Source organism: Buttiauxella sp. BIGb0552 (assembly GCF_004366275.1).
GTDB lineage: Bacteria > Pseudomonadota > Gammaproteobacteria > Enterobacterales > Enterobacteriaceae > Buttiauxella > Buttiauxella gaviniae.
This window is the reverse complement of sequence record NZ_SODY01000010.1, coordinates 1-14,219: the sequence shown is the minus strand read 5'-3', so window position 1 is coordinate 14,219 and position 14,219 is coordinate 1. Positions and strand designations below refer to the sequence as shown.

Sequence of the window (14,219 nt, the reverse complement as noted above, 5' to 3'; positions counted from 1 at the left end):
AAGTCCTCATTCGTCAATTGCTACGAAATCGTTTCAGCAAACGAATAAATTGCGCTAATTCATGAAATTTAATTACTAACTTCGTGGATAAGCGTTTCTTATGAGGATCCGCTAAAAAGCAGCGTAAAAAGGGGGCAAAACCCCCTGAATCGCTATTTTTAATGCCAACAAAAATGATGAATAACCTGGCTAATAAGTTTGCGCGTAGGCTCAATAAACCGAGTTTCGATGTATTCGTCTGGCTGATGCGCCTGGTTAATAGAACCCGGGCCAAGAACCAGCGTTGGGCAAAGCGTCTGAATAAATGGCGCTTCGGTGCAGTAGTTCACGACTTCGGTTTGCGCACCCAGCAGTTTCTCAACGACTTGTACTAACTGGTGGTCTTTGGCGCATTCATAGCCCGGAATCGGCGGGTGAAGCTCAGAAATCGTCAGGCGGCCAGGCCATTTCTGGCTAACCGGCTCCAGTGCTTCGTTAAGCAAACCGTTCAGGTCGTTTAACGTAAGACCCGGCAGCGGGCGAATATCCATATGCAATTCACAACAAGCACAAATACGGTTGGCGGCATCGCCACCGCTGATATGACCGAGGTTTAGCGTTGGATACGGCACGGTGAAGGCATCATGGTGATAACGCTCTTTCAGGGTGTTCTTCAGCGACATGATGTGGCCGATAGCATCGTGCATCAGTTCGATTGCATTCACACCGCGAGCAGGATCGCTGGAGTGACCGGACTGGCCAAGAATCCGAATCGCATTAGAGATATGGCCTTTATGCGCACGGACGGGCTGCAATGACGTCGGTTCGCCAATGATTGCGCAGTCCGGGCGAATATGGGTGGTCTCAGAGAAATAGCGAGCGCCCGTCATCGTCGTTTCTTCATCAGCTGTCGCCAGAATATAGAGTGGCTTTTTAAGCTGCGTCACATCCACATCGCGCAATGAATCAAGAATAAAGGCAAAGAAGCCTTTCATGTCGGCAGTGCCGAGACCGTATAGCTTGTTTTCGTGCTCAGTCAGCGTGAACGGGTCGCGTGTCCAGCGGCCATCATCAAACGGCACCGTATCGGTATGCCCTGCCAGCAGTAAGCCACCGGCACCGTTTCCGGTACTCGCCAGCATATTGAATTTATTGCGCGTACCAGGAACCGATTGTACTTCAACATTGAAGCCCAGGTCGCGGAACCATCCAGCCAATAAATTGATTAAAGACTCATTGCTCTGATCCAACGCGCTGTCGGTGGCGCTGATGGAAGGAGTCGCGATCAACGCGCGGTAAATCTCGATAAAAGGAGGTAATTTCATCTTCACTGTTGACAGGCCTTAGCTCGGGTTGGTATACATAATCATGCATTTATATTGAATAAAAATACAATATTAACTGCCGTAAGGGAACCCCAGGTTCCGGTGGATTTAACCACGTAATTGCACGTTGGGTGATGGCTTACCAGCTGACACCTTTAGCAGACATAACCTAAGAAGGTGTACAGCCGAGATGTTGAATACGCTGATTGTTGGTGCCAGCGGTTATGCAGGCGCAGAGCTTGTGAACTATTTGAATCGCCATCCTCATATGAACATAACCGCTTTGACGGTTTCAGCGCAAAGTAATGACGCAGGAAAATTGATATCTGAATTGCATCCGCAATTAAAAGGTATTGTCGACATGCCGTTACAGGCGATGTCGGATATCAGCGAATTTACTGACGGCGTCGATGTGGTGTTCCTCGCCACGGCCCACGAAGTGAGTCACGATCTGGCGCCACAATTCCTGGCAAAAGGCTGTGTTGTTATCGACCTTTCTGGTGCATTCCGCGTTAACGATGCTGAGTTCTATCAGCGCTATTACGGTTTTAGCCATCAACATCCGGAACTACTGGAGCAGGCGGTGTATGGCCTTGCTGAATGGCAGAGCGACAAACTGAAAGAAACCAGTTTGATCTCAGTCCCAGGTTGCTACCCGACGGCGGCGCAACTGGCGTTAAAACCGCTGATTGATGCCGGGTTGCTGGATTTGACGCAATGGCCAGTGATTAACGCAACCAGCGGGGTCAGTGGTGCAGGGCGTAAGGCCGCGATTTCCAACAGCTTCTGCGAAGTGAGCCTGCAACCGTATGGCATTTTTAACCATCGCCATCATCCAGAAATTTCGACGCATCTTGGTACTCCGGTGATTTTCACACCTCACCTGGGCAATTTCCCGCGTGGGATTCTGGAAACCATCACCTGCCGTCTGAACGCCGGTGTGACGCAGCAACAAATCGCCGATGTTTTTAATCAGGCGTACCAGAATAAACCGTTAGTGCGCCTGTATGACAAAGGTGTGCCGGCACTGAAAAATGTGGTTGGGCTGCCATTCTGCGATATCGGTTTTGCGGTGCAGGGTGAGCATCTGATTGTCGTCGCCACGGAAGACAATCTTCTGAAAGGCGCATCAGCTCAGGCTGTGCAATGCCTGAATATTCGTTTTGGCTTTGCCGAAACGCAGTCTCTTATTTAATTGATGCCGGGTGACATGATGAATCCATTAATTATCAAATTAGGCGGCGTACTGCTCGATAGCGAAGAAGCGCTCGAGCGCCTATTTACGGCGCTGGTGAACTATCGCGAATCCCACCAACGTCCGTTGGTGATTGTGCACGGTGGCGGTTGCCTGGTGGACGAGTTGATGAAAAAGCTCTCGTTGCCAGTGACAAAGAAAAACGGCCTGCGTGTCACGCCTGCTGACCAGATTGACATCATTACTGGTGCGCTTGCTGGGACGGCGAATAAAACCTTGTTGGCGTGGGCGAAAAAGCATGGCATCAATGGTGTGGGTCTTTGTCTCGGTGATGGCGGCAGTGTGACGGTCACAAAACTGGATGAAGAACTGGGCCATGTAGGGCTTGCAAAACCGGGTTCGGCTAAGCTGATTACCACGCTTTTAGATTCTGGTTTCCTGCCGATTGTCAGCTCTATTGGCGTCACTGCTGAAGGTGAGTTGATGAACGTGAATGCTGACCAGGCGGCGACCGCTTTGGCCGCAACGCTTGGTGCGGATTTGATTCTGCTGTCAGATGTCAGCGGCATTCTGGATGGCAAAGGGCAACGTATTGCAGAAATGACGGCGGCGAAAGCTGAGCAGTTAATCGCTCAGGGCATTATTACCGACGGCATGATAGTGAAAGTTAACGCGGCGCTGGATGCAGCACGCACGCTGGGTCGCCCGGTGGATATCGCATCCTGGCGTCACGCGGAGCAGTTACCATCATTATTTAACGGTGTAGCCATTGGCACCCGGATCTTAGCTTAATTTTAAAATAAGTTTTTGAAGGATAAGACAATGCAAAATCACGGCATCAAAAAAATCGTTCTCGCATACTCTGGCGGCCTTGATACTTCAGCCATTATTCCATGGCTGAAGGAAAACTACGGCGGCTGTGAAGTGGTCGCATGTGTGGTGGATATCGGCCAGGACCGTGAAGACCTGAAAGGCGTTGAGCAAAAAGCACTGCGCTCCGGTGCAACTGAGTGCTACGTCGTCGATGCGCGTGAAGAGTTCATCAGTGATTACGTTTATCCGGTATTGCAGACCGGCGCACTGTACGAAGGCACCTATTTGCTGGGTACTTCTATGGCGCGTCCGCTTATCGCTAAAGCGCTGGTTGATGTGGCAAATAAAGTGGGCGCAGATGCGCTGTGCCACGGTGCGACCGGTAAAGGTAACGACCAGGTACGTTTCGAATCCGCATGGGCGGCACTGGCACCACATCTGAAAGTGGTTGCGCCATGGCGTGAGTGGAACCTGCGTTCCCGTGAAGCACTGCTTGATTACCTGAAAGAGCGTGACATCCCGACTACCGCTTCTCTTGAGAAAATCTACAGCCGTGACGAAAACGCATGGCACATCTCTACCGAAGGCGGCGTGCTGGAAAGCCCGTGGAATGCACCGAACAAAGATTGCTGGGTCTGGACTGTTGATCCTAAAGAAGCACCAGATCAGGCTGAAGAAGTTACCGTTACGGTTAAGAAAGGCAAAGTCGTTGCCGTTAACGGCGAAGCGATGACGCCGTTCCAGTGCCTGGAAACGTTGAACAAGATTGGTTCTAAGCACGGCATCGGTCGTATTGATATCGTCGAAAACCGTCTGGTAGGGATTAAATCCCGTGGCTGCTACGAAACTCCAGGGGGCACCATTATGATGGCTGCACTGCGTGGCGTTGAGCAGCTGGTTCTGGATCGCGATAGCTTCAAATGGCGTGAACAACTGGGCCTGGAAATGTCCTACGTAGTTTATGACGGCCGTTGGTTCGCACCACTGCGTAAATCTCTGCAGGCATCTGCGGAATCGCTGGCAGAAGAAGTGAACGGTGAAGTGATTATTGAGCTGTATAAAGGCCATGTCACTGCGAAGCAGAAAAAATCACCGAACAGCCTTTATAGTGAAGAGTTCGCAACGTTCGGCGAAGACGAAGTGTATGACCACAGCCACGCGGGCGGCTTTATCCGTCTGTTCTCTTTGTCATCACGTATTCGTGCTTTAAACGAACTTAAGAAGTAATCAGGCTATCTTACTTGTCATTTTGAACCCGGGCAGTGCTTGGACAAAACACTCTGTGTTTTGAACGACCAAAGGTCGGCCCCGAAGGGGTAAGCGAAGCGCATAATCCTCACGTACTTCATGTACGCTCCGGTTCCTGCGCGCTGGCCGTGTCCAAACTGCCTTCGACGATAACGCCTGACGGTAGTCGAATCATTTAATCAATGGAGCATCACTATGGCACTTTGGGGTGGACGTTTTACTCAGGCAGCAGATCAGCGGTTCAAATCGTTCAATGACTCATTACGCTTTGATTACCGACTGGCGGAGCAAGACATTGTGGGTTCTGTCGCCTGGTCCAAAGCGCTGGTTACCGTGGGTGTTCTGACTGTTGCTGAGCAGGTCGAACTTGAGCAGGCATTGAATTTCCTGCTGGAAGAAGTGCATGCCAATCCGCAGGCGATCCTTGAGAGCGATGCGGAAGATATTCACAGCTGGGTGGAAGGCAAACTCATTGACAAAGTCGGTGCGTTGGGTAAAAAACTCCACACTGGCCGTAGCCGTAATGACCAGGTTGCTACCGATCTTAAACTGTGGTGCAAAATGCAAATCAGTGAATTGTTGGGTGCGACTCGCCAACTGCAACATGCGCTGGTTGAAACCGCTGAAAATAACCAGGATGCAGTGATGCCGGGTTACACGCACCTGCAACGTGCGCAGCCGGTGACGTTTGCTCACTGGTGCCTGGCTTATGTTGAAATGCTGGCGCGTGATGAAAGCCGTTTGCAAAGTACCCTTGAGCGCCTCGACGTTAGCCCGCTGGGTAGCGGCGCACTGGCTGGTACAGCCTATGAAATCGACCGCGAGCAACTGGCGGGCTGGTTAGGTTTTGCATCCGCAACGCGCAACAGCCTGGATAGCGTCTCCGATCGTGACCACGTGCTGGAACTGCTTTCTGATGCCTCTATCGGCATGGTTCACCTGTCCCGTTTCGCAGAAGATCTGATTTTCTTCAACACCGGTGAAGCCGGGTTTGTTGAGCTGTCTGACCGCGTGACCTCTGGCTCTTCCCTGATGCCACAAAAGAAAAACCCGGATGCGCTGGAGCTTATCCGTGGTAAATGTGGCCGTGTGCAGGGGGCATTGACGGGCATGATGATGACCCTGAAAGGACTGCCGCTGGCGTATAACAAAGATATGCAGGAAGACAAAGAAGGTCTGTTCGACGCGCTCGATACCTGGATGGATTGTTTGCATATGTCCGTGCTGGTGCTGGATGGTATTCAGGTTAAACGCCCGCGCTGCAAAGAAGCTGCCGAGCAGGGTTATGCCAACGCAACTGAACTGGCTGATTACCTGGTAGCGAAAGGCGTACCGTTCCGTGAAGCGCACCATATTGTGGGTGAAGCGGTAGTCGAAGCGATTCGCCAGGGTAAAGCGCTGGAAGCATTGCCGCTTGCTGATTTGCAGAAATTCAGTGCCACAATCGGTGATGATGTTTACCCGATCCTCTCTTTGCAGTCTTGCCTGGATAAACGTGCAGCCAAAGGCGGCGTGTCTCCTCAGCAGGTAGCGCGAGCGATTGCGGACGCGAAGCAACGTCTGGTGTAGAAGCTTTGCCACATAAAATGAGCCTGGCCTTGTGCCGGGCTTTTTTGTTTTTAGCGGATAAAAAAAGAGCGGACATAATGTCCGCTAAATAATTCACGTTGGCTTCAGTTTTTGTTCGGAGAACAAGGGGTTTCCCCCTACGGCACAACCGGGTCATGGATGGTTTGTGCTGTTGATGACTATTATTCATTATCAATGGTTGATAGGGATAATCGTTCGTTGCTATGATTTCTATCGCCATGGGCTATCATGGCGACGGAGGATAGAGAATGAATATTCGTGATCTAGAATACCTGGTGGCGCTGGCTGAGCATCGTCACTTTCGTCGGGCAGCGGATGCCTGCCATGTCAGTCAGCCAACGCTTAGCGGTCAGATTCGTAAACTTGAAGATGAACTCGGCGTGATGTTGCTTGAACGCACTAGCCGTAAAGTGTTGTTCACTCAGGCGGGTTTGTTGCTGGTGGACCAGGCTCGCACTGTGCTGCGAGAAGTAAAAGTCCTTAAAGAGATGGCGAGTCAGCAGGGCGAGGCAATGTCCGGGCCGCTGCACATCGGTTTGATCCCAACCGTTGGGCCTTATCTGCTGCCGCAGATTATCCCGATGCTGCATAAAACTTTCCCGAAACTAGAAATGTACCTGCACGAGGCGCAGACCCATCAGTTGTTAGCGCAGCTTGATAGCGGAAAACTCGACTGTGCGATTCTCGCTTTGGTGAAAGAGAGTGAAGCCTTTATTGAAGTGCCGTTGTTTGATGAGCCAATGATGCTGGCGATTTACCAGGACCACCCGTGGGCGGACCGTGATCGCGTTCCATTATCGGATCTTGCAGGTGAAAAGCTGTTGATGCTGGAAGACGGGCACTGCCTGCGCGATCAGGCATTAGGTTTCTGTTTTCAAGCGGGAGCGGAAGAAGACACGCATTTCCGTGCAACCAGCCTTGAAACGCTGCGTAACATGGTGGCAGCCGGAAGTGGGATAACATTGTTACCTGCGCTGGCAGTTCCAAACGAGCGCTGCCGGGACGGTGTGGTTTACCTGCCATGTTATAAACCAGAGCCGCGTCGTACTATCGGTCTGGTTTATCGTCCGGGTTCTCCACTGCGTGGTCGCTATGAGCAACTCGCTGAGGCCATCCGCACGCATATGGATGGCCATTTTGAGCCAGAGTTAAAACAAGCGGTTCAAGCCGTTTAAAGCCGCTACTCGATAGGCTTCCGCCATGGTCGGGTAGTTAAAGGTGGTGTTAACAAAGTACTCAATCGTGTTACCACCCCCTTTCTGCTCCATAATTGCCTGGCCGATGTGAATAATTTCGGCCGCACGCTCACCAAAGCAGTGGATCCCTAAAATCTCTTTCGTCTCACGATGGAAGAGAATTTTTAGCGTGCCTACGTTCATGCCAACGATTTGCGCGCGCGCAAGGTGCTTGAACTGCGCCCGGCCCACTTCATACGGCACTTTCATCGACGTTAACTGCTGCTCGGTTTTCCCGACGGAGCTGATTTCCGGAATGGTATAAATACCTGTCGGAATATCTTCAATCAGATGCGCCGTTGCTTCGCCTTTAACCAGAGCTTGGGCCGCGATTCTGCCCTGATCGTAAGCCGCAGATGCCAGGCTCGGGTAACCAATCACATCGCCAACGGCATAAATATGCGGTTGTGCAGTCTGGTACATGCTGTTGACCTTCAACAGACCACGGCCATCTGCTTCCAGCCCAACATTTTCCAGTGACAGCGAATCGGTATTACCCGTGCGCCCGTTCGCATAAAGCAGGCAGTCAGCTTTCACTTTTTTGCCAGACTTTAACGACACAATGACGCCATCTTCCACGCCTTCGATATTCTCAAACTCTTCGTTGTGGCGAATAACGACGCCGCTATTCCAGAAGTGGTAAGAGAGCGAGTCGGACATCTCCTGATCGAGAAACGCCAACAGGCGATCGCGGGTATTAATCAAATCAACCTTGACGTTCATGCCACGGAAGATCGACGCATACTCGCAACCAATCACCCCTGCACCATAAATAATGACGTGGCGTGGTTCATGGTGGAGGTTAAGAATGGAATCGCTGTCGTACACCCGCGGATGGCTGAAATCGACTTCTGGCGGACGATAAGGGCGCGAGCCGCAAGCAATAATGAACTTCTCGGCGGTGATCATCTCCACCGAGCCATCGTGACATTCCAGCGAGATAGTATGTGCATCTACAAAGCGTGCGTCGCCCTGCAACATCTCGCAGCGATTACGCTCATAAAAGCTCTGGCGCATGCGAGTTTGTTGGTTAATGACGCTATCAGCGTGATTAAGAATATCGGCGAAGGATGAACGGAGGAGATGTGTGTGGTCGCTGTATAAAGGGTTTTGGTTAAATTCGATAATGCGGCTGACTGCGTGGCGCAGCGCTTTTGAGGGGATGGTTCCCCAGTGAGTGCAACCGCCACCCACGTTATGGTAGCGCTCAACAACGGCTACCCTTGCTCCGAGTTTCACCAGCCCCATTGCGGCACCTTCGCCGCCAGGACCGGAACCAATTACTATTGCGTCATAATCGTAGGTGTGTGACATGGTAAGGCTTACCTGTTCTTATACATAAAAGCAACACAATGGTAACATCAACAGCGGGATAACCCAATTATCCTTGTGCTTTTTGCTGCGTTACGCGAAGCGGCTCGCGTAAACAATCATTCACAATCCTGTATAAAACCAGTTAAGTTATTCTCTGGTATAGTGCGAGTTCGATTAAGAGATTCAGGCAATATGATGGGTGTAAGAGCGCAACAAAAAGAAAGAACCAGGCGTTCTCTGGTCGAAGCCGCGTTTAGCCAGTTAAGTGCTGAACGAAGTTTTGCCAGCCTGAGTTTGCGCGAAGTCGCCCGTGAGGCTGGTATAGCGCCAACATCGTTTTATCGCCACTTTCGTGATGTTGACGAACTGGGTTTAACGATGGTTGATGAAAGCGGCCTGATGCTGCGCCAGTTAATGCGCCAGGCTCGCCAGCGAATTGCCAAAGGCGGGAGCGTAATTCGTACTTCTGTCTCAACATTTATGGAATTTATCGGTAATAATCCCAACGCATTTCGTTTGTTGTTACGTGAGCGTTCTGGAACATCTGCCGCATTTCGTGCCGCTGTCGCCCGTGAAATTCAGCACTTTATTGCGGAACTTGCTGACTATCTTGAACTCGAAAATCGCATGCCGCGTAGTTTTACTGAAGCGCAGGCAGAAGCGATGGTTACGATTGTCTTTAGTGCTGGTGCCGAAGCGCTGGACGTTGATGCCGATCAGCGTCGTCAGCTTGAAGAGCGCCTGGTACTCCAGTTGCGCATGATTTCAAAAGGTGCGTACTACTGGTATCGCCGGGAGCAAGAAAAAGTGGCATTAGCTCAAATATCTGAAGAGTGAGTAAAGGAAGAGCAATGAAACAGTTACAAGAGAGAGGTACGCTCGGGCTGGCGTTTATTGCAGGCCTGGCAATTAACGGCACGTTTGCCGCGCTATTTAGCTCGGTTGTGCCGTTTTCCATTTTCCCGATGATCACGCTGGTGCTGACGGTGTACTGTTTGCATCAACGCTACCTGAACCGCACGATGCCAGTTGGCCTGCCAAGTATTGCTGCGGCGTGCTTTGTGCTAGGTGTCTTGTTATATAGCGCAGTTGTGCGGGCTGAGTATCCGGTGATTGGTTCTAACTTCTTGCCTGCGGTGCTTTCAGTTGCATTGCTGTTCTGGATTGGTTTCAAAGTTCGCGCCCGTAAAGCGCAGGTAACTGAATAGTATTCTTAGCCAGAAATAATAACGGACGCCGAGGCGTCCGTTTTGCTATTTGCGTGTCAGCCACACGCCGCATTCCATATGATGCGTATACGGGAACTGGTCGAAGAGCGCCAGGCGCGAAACATTATGGGTTTCGCTTAATACTTCCAGATTCTCGCATAGGGTCTGCGGGTTGCAGGAAATATAGAGAATACGTGGGTATGCCTGCACCATCTTCACCGTGTCTGCATCCAGACCGCTGCGAGGTGGATCGACGAAAATGGTTTCGCACTGATAGCTTTTCAAGTCGATCCCTTCCAGACGCCTGAATTCACGCACGCCATTCATCGCCTGAGTAAACTCTTCTGCTGACATGCGGATAATCTGCACGTTGTCGATTTCATTCGCTGCAATGTTGTATTGCGCGGAAGCGACAGACGGCTTGGCGATTTCAGTCGCCAGTACACGGTTAAAGTTACGTGCTAGCGCCAGCGAGAAGTTACCGTTACCACAGTACAATTCCAGCAGGTCGCCCCTGGAACCCTGAGTTGCATCCAGTGCCCATTCCAGCATATGAACATTCATTGCCGCGTTTGGCTGAGTGAAGCTGTTCTCAACCTGGCGATAAATCATCTCTTTACCGGCAACGGTTAAACGCTCATCAATAAAATCCTGATCCAGTTCGATCTTGGTTTTGGTCGCGCGTCCAATTAAATGAACGTTGAAACCCTGAGCACGCAGATTATCGCGCAATGCTTCAGCGTGTTGCTGCCACTCTTCACCCAACTTGCGATGATAAAGCAACGAAACCACAGCCTGATTGCTCATGGTAGTCAGATAATCAATCTGGAAAAGCTTAAAACGCAGGGCGGGAATATCGCGCACACCATCGAGCATTGCTGGCATTAGTGCGTTGATAAGTTCACTTGCTGCCGGGAAACTATTGACCCGAATACGTTGCTTAGTTTCCTGGTCAAACATGATGTGGTACAGGTCGTCTTCATCGTGCCAGATGCGGAATTCAGCGCGCATCCGGTAATGGCTGACTGGCGAACGGAACACCTCCGGCGCGGGAGCTGCAAAAGGGGCCATCATGCTTTGCAATCGGGCGACTTTTTCGGCCAGTTGCGCGTCGTAAAGTTCTATCGGGAGATGTTCTGGAGTCATAAGCGGCTACCTGTTAATAAAGTCAAACTACGCGGCGATTGTAGGGATTAGGCTCGTGATGTCCAGCGCTGTTGCATTTTGATGCTTATAGACAAGCTTATTAACAAAATCGTAGCATAGCGTTTCCGGCCTTTTTACATGAGTTAAAAGGGAACCCAGTGCAATTCTGGGGCTGACGCGCAGCGGTAAGGAATAGTGGGATGAACGCCATGTGCAGACACTGCTTAATAAAGTGGGAAGTCATCATCCGTAAATAAAACACATCCAAGCCCGAAGACCTGCCGGTATACGTCGCAATTTGTCATAACTATCGCGTGCTATCGGTTATGTCTGCGGCATCCTTGATTTAAAAGCGGATGCTTATATAAATGAAGTTAAAAAAACTTTCGCTGCTTACGGCGTTGTCCGTAACGGCTTTTTCTGGCTGGGCGCAAGACAGCAATTCTGAAGAAAACCTGGTGGTGACGGCAAATCGTTTTCAGCAACCGGTTAATACGGTGTTGGCTCCGACTGATGTTGTTACCCGGGAAGATATTGACCAATGGCAGGCAAAATCGCTTAACGATGTGATGCGTCGTTTGCCTGGCGTGGATATCGCGCAGTACGGCGGTATTGGGCAAGGTTCTTCTATGTTTATTCGCGGAACCAATGCAAGCCATGTGTTAGTGCTGGTAGATGGTATTCCTATCGCTCGTCCAGGAATCTCTAACACTGCTGATATCAATCAAATCCCCCTTTCATTGGTGCAACGCGTCGAATACATTCGCGGCCCTCGCTCAGCTGTTTATGGATCGGGCGCAATTGGCGGTGTGGTGAATATCATCACGCAAACCGATGAAGATAAATCGCAAATCAATGCGGGTGTAGGCTCGAACGGCTATCAGCAATACGACGGTACTTTGCGTCATCGCTTTGGCGACACCGTGGCGACGGTGGCTGGTTCGTATGAAACGACCAAAGGCTTCAACGTCTTGCCGGACTCACCTTATAGCGGCGATAGCGATCGTGATGGCTATCGCAGCAAATCTTTCTGGGGTGGGCTTGAGCATAAGTTCAGTGACGAGTTTGATGGTTTCTTCCGTGGTTACGGTTATACCAACAATACTGATTACGACCAGGGGTCGTATGGGTATGCCGGTGGTGGCGATGAAGAGCAACTTTACAACCAGACATTCGATGCGGGCATGCGCTTCCATTCTGGCCTTTACTCTTCCCAGTTGTTGGCTAGCTATCAAAAAGTAAAAGACTACAACTATAGCAGCGTGAATGGCCGCTATAACGACGGTACCACTCTCGACAATATGACCCAGCGTAACATTCAGTGGGGTAATAACTTTGTTGTAGGAAATGGCTCAGTCAGTGCAGGCGTTGATTGGCAGCAGCAGCGCTTGACGTCTTCAGACACTGCGATGTCTGATACCTATAAGCGCGATAACACGGGTGCTTACCTCAGCGGTCAGCAGCAGTTTGGTGATGTGACGCTGGAAGCCTCTGGTCGTGAAGATAATGACGAACAATTTGGCTGGCACGGCACATGGCAGACGGCCGCTGGCTGGGAATTTGTTGAAGGTTATCGTGCGACGGTCTCTTATGGTACCGGGTTCCTCGCGCCATCGCTTGGGCAGCAGTTTGGTTCGACACGTTTTGGTATCGACTCAAATCCAAACCTGAAGCCAGAAGAGTCTAAACAATGGGAAGCCGGACTTGAAGGATTGACAGGGCCAGTAGATTGGCGCTTGTCGGCTTATCATTACCAGATAGAAAACCTCATTACCTACTATTCTGCCCCGGGATCTTTCGAAGGGAATTACGACAACATCAAGTCCGCGACCATCAAAGGGCTGGAATGGACGGGCAGCGTTGATACCGGCATCTTTACCCATAAAGTGACGCTTCAGTATATGGACCCGCGTGATGACCAGACTGATGAGGTGTTGGCTCGTCGCGCCAAACGTCAGGCGAAGTATCAGCTCGACTGGAGTATGTTTAATGTCGATATGGATGTTGCGTGGCAGTACTACGGCAAACGCTACGACAACAATACTTCTTCGTACAGCCCGACTCAGCAGGTTTTGCCGAGTTACAGCACTGTTGATGTTTCCGCATCATATCCTGTCACCTCACAGCTAACCGTTCGTGGTAGAATTGCCAACCTGTTCGATAAAGATTACGAGACGGTTTATGGCTATCAAACCCCAGGACGGGAATACTACCTCACTGGCAGCTATACCTTCTAATACACGTCCCACCGTACTGGTTTTCGATTCCGGTGTCGGTGGGCTTTCTGTGTATGACGAAGTCCGGCAGCTTTTGCCTGACCTGCACTATATATATGCCTTCGATAACGTGGCATTTCCCTACGGTGAGAAAAGCGAAGAGTTCATTGTTGAGCGCGTAGTTGAAATTGTTACTGCGGTTCAGGAACGTTACCCACTCGCGCTCGCCATTATCGCCTGTAATACGGCGAGTACCGTTTCGCTTCCTGCGCTACGTGAAAAATTCGCTTTCCCCGTCGTCGGCGTTGTCCCTGCTATTAAACCTGCTGCGCGTCTGACGACTAACGGTGTTGTCGGTTTGCTTGCAACGCGCGGTACGGTTCGCCGTCCTTATACTCACGAGCTGGTTGCGCGCTTTGCGTCAGAATGCAAAATCGAAATGCTCGGTTCGGCAGAGCTGGTGGAGTTAGCAGAGGCCAAATTACACGGGTACGCTGTCGACCTTGAAGAACTGCGTAAGATCCTTCGTCCATGGCTAAGAATGAAAGAGCCACCTGATACAGTTGTATTAGGCTGCACTCATTTCCCTCTATTAGAAGAAGAGTTACTGCAAGTCCTGCCGGAAGGCACCAGGCTGATTGATTCAGGTGCTGCGATTGCTCGCCGTACCGTATGGCTTTTAGAGCATGAATCTCCGAAAGCATTATCTTCTGATGAGAACATTGCGTTCTGTATGGGGCTTACGCCTGAGATTGCACAATTAGCACCCGTTTTGCAGCGTTATGGCTTCCTAAGGCTTGAAAAACTGGCTGTTTGTAGCGATTTCGAATAAAAAATCGACGGTTGAAATAAAAATTGAAAATAGGGGTTGTCAGCTTCCAGAAAATCCCTATACTGCGCCTCCACTGACACGGCACAACGGCTTACAAACCGGCTTGTCAGCCAGACGA

At 50.7% G+C, this 14,219-nt stretch carries 12 protein-coding genes and 1 riboswitch; of the genes, 9 read left to right on the top strand and 3 right to left on the bottom strand.

What is annotated here, in order from left to right:
- Nucleotides 1–158: 158 nt before the first annotated feature.
- On the bottom strand, nucleotides 159–1,310 hold the full coding sequence (gene argE / locus EDF88_RS23055; RefSeq protein WP_134187627.1) for an acetylornithine deacetylase: 1,152 nt from the start codon (nucleotides 1,308–1,310) through the stop codon (nucleotides 159–161).
- A gap of 184 nt (nucleotides 1,311–1,494) precedes the next feature.
- Between argE and argC the strand changes: the two genes are divergently transcribed.
- The 5 genes from argC (at nucleotide 1,495) to oxyR (ending at nucleotide 7,325) form a co-directional block, all read left to right on the top strand.
- Nucleotides 1,495–2,499, top strand: coding sequence for an N-acetyl-gamma-glutamyl-phosphate reductase (gene argC / locus EDF88_RS23050; RefSeq protein ID WP_134187625.1), 1,005 nt, complete (start codon nucleotides 1,495–1,497; stop codon nucleotides 2,497–2,499).
- A gap of 15 nt (nucleotides 2,500–2,514) precedes the next feature.
- The gene (gene argB, locus EDF88_RS23045; RefSeq protein WP_134187623.1) at nucleotides 2,515–3,291 is read left to right on the top strand and encodes an acetylglutamate kinase; all 777 of its coding nucleotides are present in this window, start codon (nucleotides 2,515–2,517) and stop codon (nucleotides 3,289–3,291) included.
- 30 nt (nucleotides 3,292–3,321) lie between these two features.
- Entirely contained in the window at nucleotides 3,322–4,539 is a 1,218-nt protein-coding gene (locus EDF88_RS23040) for an argininosuccinate synthase (protein ID WP_064515111.1), read from the top strand.
- Between the two features lie 216 nt (nucleotides 4,540–4,755).
- Nucleotides 4,756–6,129, top strand: coding sequence for an argininosuccinate lyase (gene argH, locus EDF88_RS23035; RefSeq protein WP_134187621.1), 1,374 nt, complete (start codon nucleotides 4,756–4,758; stop codon nucleotides 6,127–6,129).
- A gap of 269 nt (nucleotides 6,130–6,398) precedes the next feature.
- A complete protein-coding gene (gene oxyR, locus EDF88_RS23030) occupies nucleotides 6,399–7,325 on the top strand; it encodes a DNA-binding transcriptional regulator OxyR (RefSeq protein WP_064515114.1) in 927 nt (308 codons plus the stop codon).
- Here the strand turns inward: oxyR and sthA are convergent.
- Nucleotides 7,299–8,699: a Si-specific NAD(P)(+) transhydrogenase gene (sthA, locus tag EDF88_RS23025; protein ID WP_034461384.1), complete on the bottom strand. Its 1,401-nt coding sequence runs from the start codon at nucleotides 8,697–8,699 to the stop codon at nucleotides 7,299–7,301. The genes oxyR and sthA overlap by 27 nt on opposite strands.
- A gap of 192 nt (nucleotides 8,700–8,891) precedes the next feature.
- Here sthA and fabR point away from each other — a divergent pair, with 192 nt between their 5' ends.
- Together fabR and EDF88_RS23015 are read left to right on the top strand one after the other, a co-directional pair.
- Nucleotides 8,892–9,536: an HTH-type transcriptional repressor FabR gene (fabR, locus tag EDF88_RS23020; RefSeq protein WP_115631628.1), complete on the top strand. Its 645-nt coding sequence runs from the start codon at nucleotides 8,892–8,894 to the stop codon at nucleotides 9,534–9,536.
- A 14-nt stretch (nucleotides 9,537–9,550) separates the two neighbouring features.
- Nucleotides 9,551–9,907, top strand: coding sequence for a YijD family membrane protein (locus EDF88_RS23015; protein WP_064515116.1), 357 nt, complete (start codon nucleotides 9,551–9,553; stop codon nucleotides 9,905–9,907).
- Between the two features lie 45 nt (nucleotides 9,908–9,952).
- Here the strand turns inward: EDF88_RS23015 and trmA are convergent, their stop codons facing one another.
- Entirely contained in the window at nucleotides 9,953–11,053 is a 1,101-nt protein-coding gene (gene trmA, locus EDF88_RS23010; protein ID WP_064515118.1) for a tRNA (uridine(54)-C5)-methyltransferase TrmA, read from the bottom strand.
- A gap of 109 nt (nucleotides 11,054–11,162) precedes the next feature.
- A riboswitch (cobalamin riboswitch) is annotated at nucleotides 11,163–11,354 on the top strand.
- Between the two features lie 67 nt (nucleotides 11,355–11,421).
- Between trmA and btuB the strand changes: the two genes are divergently transcribed.
- On the top strand, nucleotides 11,422–13,290 hold the full coding sequence (gene btuB / locus EDF88_RS23005; RefSeq protein ID WP_134187619.1) for a TonB-dependent vitamin B12 receptor BtuB: 1,869 nt from the start codon (nucleotides 11,422–11,424) through the stop codon (nucleotides 13,288–13,290).
- Nucleotides 13,235–14,101, top strand: coding sequence for a glutamate racemase (gene murI / locus EDF88_RS23000; protein WP_134187617.1), 867 nt, complete (start codon nucleotides 13,235–13,237; stop codon nucleotides 14,099–14,101). The genes btuB and murI overlap by 56 nt, the downstream gene beginning before the upstream one ends.
- Nucleotides 14,102–14,219 lie beyond the last annotated feature (118 nt).

Excerpts from the sequence above, each read along its gene's own strand:
- trmA (WP_064515118.1), bottom strand. The coding sequence starts at position 11,053 with ATGACTCCAGAACATCTCCCGATAGAACTTTACGACGCGCAACTGGCC.
- argH (WP_134187621.1), top strand. The coding sequence starts at position 4,756 with ATGGCACTTTGGGGTGGACGTTTTACTCAGGCAGCAGATCAGCGGTTC.
- btuB (WP_134187619.1), top strand. The coding sequence starts at position 11,422 with ATGAAGTTAAAAAAACTTTCGCTGCTTACGGCGTTGTCCGTAACGGCT.
- EDF88_RS23015 (WP_064515116.1), top strand. The coding sequence starts at position 9,551 with ATGAAACAGTTACAAGAGAGAGGTACGCTCGGGCTGGCGTTTATTGCA.
- sthA (WP_034461384.1), bottom strand. The coding sequence starts at position 8,699 with ATGTCACACACCTACGATTATGACGCAATAGTAATTGGTTCCGGTCCT.
- argC (WP_134187625.1), top strand. The coding sequence starts at position 1,495 with ATGTTGAATACGCTGATTGTTGGTGCCAGCGGTTATGCAGGCGCAGAG.
- oxyR (WP_064515114.1), top strand. The coding sequence starts at position 6,399 with ATGAATATTCGTGATCTAGAATACCTGGTGGCGCTGGCTGAGCATCGT.
- EDF88_RS23040 (WP_064515111.1), top strand. The coding sequence starts at position 3,322 with ATGCAAAATCACGGCATCAAAAAAATCGTTCTCGCATACTCTGGCGGC.
- argB (WP_134187623.1), top strand. The coding sequence starts at position 2,515 with ATGATGAATCCATTAATTATCAAATTAGGCGGCGTACTGCTCGATAGC.
- fabR (WP_115631628.1), top strand. The coding sequence starts at position 8,892 with ATGATGGGTGTAAGAGCGCAACAAAAAGAAAGAACCAGGCGTTCTCTG.
- murI (WP_134187617.1), top strand. The coding sequence starts at position 13,235 with ATGGCTATCAAACCCCAGGACGGGAATACTACCTCACTGGCAGCTATA.